The organism is Streptomyces roseolus (assembly GCF_014649855.1).
Lineage (GTDB): Bacteria > Actinomycetota > Actinomycetes > Streptomycetales > Streptomycetaceae > Streptomyces > Streptomyces roseolus.
Genome location: NZ_BMTV01000008.1, coordinates 77895 through 79730 on the forward strand (window position 1 = coordinate 77895; position 1836 = coordinate 79730).

Below are 1836 nucleotides of genomic sequence, written 5' to 3' on the forward strand. Positions count from 1 at the left end.
TCACCGGATCCCGTTCCCCAAGAGGGGGGCGGGATCTGTTGTTTTGTCACTTCTGAGGGCCGCCCGGCCATGGCAGAATCGGACGGCCGGAGGGGGATCAGGTCCGGACGGGAGGGTGGCCTTGGGTGCGCACAGGCGGAAGTGCGACTGGTGCGGCAGCGGCACGCCCATCGTGCGGGACATGGACCCCGTCAACCCCGAGTACCAGTACTGGTGCGAGGAGTGCGCGCGGGCGCTGATCATAAAGGGCGACCCCATCGAGACCTACCGCGAGCTGGAAGGGGAGCCGATCTACGGCCGGCTCCTCGACGAGCACTGCACCCTGAAGCGGTTCTACTCCTTCGCCACGGCCTGACGCTCCCGGACCGCCACCGGCTCCCGGGGAGCCTCCGGCGCCGCCGCCCGCGGGGACCTCCGCACCGCCAGGGCGTACCCGGCGAAGACCGCCAGGGCCGTCAGCGGATAGACCGCCGACAGCAGCATCTGACCCGCGTTCTGGTCGAGTTCGGGCCGGCCCGGGTCGTGCGGCACCCACCACAGGGCGAACGAGGCGAAGGCCAGGGCCACCGCGCCCGTCAACCACCACGCGCGCGTGCGGTCGTGCAGCAGGATCAGCAGCGGCACGCACCAGACCCAGTGGTGGGACCAGGAGATCGGCGAGACCATCAGCGCCGCGAAGGCGGTGACGACCACGGCCACCGGCTTGTCGCCACGCACCGCCGCCCGCACCGCCAGCGCCATCGCCGCGCCGCCCAGCAGGACCGCCGCCGCCAGCCACCACAGGCCGGGCGCGTCCGTGTGCATCAGCCGGGCCAGGACCCCGCTGAGGGACTGATTCGCGGTCTCCTCGGCGTGTCCGACCCGGCCGGTCTCGAAGAGCGTCCGCGTCCAGAAGGTCCTGGAGTCCGCCGGCAGCGCCGCCACCATGGCCAGCGTCGTGACCAGGAAGACCCCGGTGGCGGTCAGCGCGGTGCGCAGCCACTGGTTCATCCCCCGGTCCCGCCGCCACAGCAGCAGCCCCGCGGCGAGGAGCAGCACCACGAAGAGGCCCGGTGTGAGTTTCACCGCGGTCGCCAGACCGATGCCCAGGCCGGCCCAGCGGCTGCCCTCGCGGCGGGTGAGGTCCCACAGCACCGCCACCGCGACCAGCAGGTTGATCTGCCCGTACCGGAGGGTCGTCCACACCGGTTCGCACCAGACCACGACCGCCGCGACCCACAGGGTCGTACGCCACAGGTCGGCCCGCCGCGCGGGCGAGGCGAGCGCCGGGCGGACCAGCTGGAGCGAGAGGCGCACCAGGGCCACCACGAGCAGCAGGTTCCCCGCGGTGGAGAACGTCCGCATCAGCGGGACGCCCACCAGGGTCAGCGGCAGGAACAGCACGGCGGCGAACGGCGGATAGGTCATCGCCAGGTTCGCCGAGGTGGCGCGCATCGCGTACAGGTCGCCGCCGGCCCGCAGGGTCTCGGCCTCGGCCCGGTAGACCATGACGTCGAGCATGTTCACGTGGGCGACGCGCTGCGCCACCCAGAAGGCCGCGAACGAGATCAGGCAGGCGGCCGCGGCGGCGACCAGGGGCCACGGCCGGGCGCGGGACGGGGAAGGCGGGGAGGGGGACACGGAGGGGGACACAGGGGGCGACCCTACCCGGAGCCTCCGACAGTGCCGGAGAAACGGATTTGGAGTTCTGCCCGGCGGCCGGTTACTGTTCTGTCCGTCGCCGCGAGGAAGACCCGAGAGGGAGCCGGACGGACGATCGTGAGGGGCTATAGCTCAGTTGGTAGAGCGCCTGCATGGCATGCAGGAGGTCAGGAGTTCAATTCTCCTTAGCTCCAC

General features: G+C 71.8%; 2 protein-coding genes and 1 tRNA gene. 2 read left to right on the forward strand and 1 reads right to left on the reverse strand.

The annotated features are described in order from the left end of the window. The first annotated feature begins 181 nt into the window (after nucleotides 1-181). Entirely contained in the window at nucleotides 182-355 is a 174-nt protein-coding gene (locus IE245_RS11660; RefSeq protein ID WP_018846673.1) for a hypothetical protein, read from the forward strand. Here the strand turns inward: IE245_RS11660 and IE245_RS11665 are convergent. Next, nucleotides 334-1620 carry a glycosyltransferase 87 family protein gene (locus IE245_RS11665; protein ID WP_189946895.1) on the reverse strand — a complete coding sequence of 429 codons (1287 nt, stop codon included), beginning with the start codon at nucleotides 1618-1620 and terminating at the stop codon, nucleotides 334-336. The genes IE245_RS11660 and IE245_RS11665 overlap by 22 nt on opposite strands. 142 nt (nucleotides 1621-1762) lie before the next feature. Here IE245_RS11665 and IE245_RS11670 point away from each other — a divergent pair. Next, nucleotides 1763-1835 (forward strand) — tRNA-Ala (locus tag IE245_RS11670). The last annotated feature ends 1 nt before the right edge of the window (nucleotide 1836 follow it).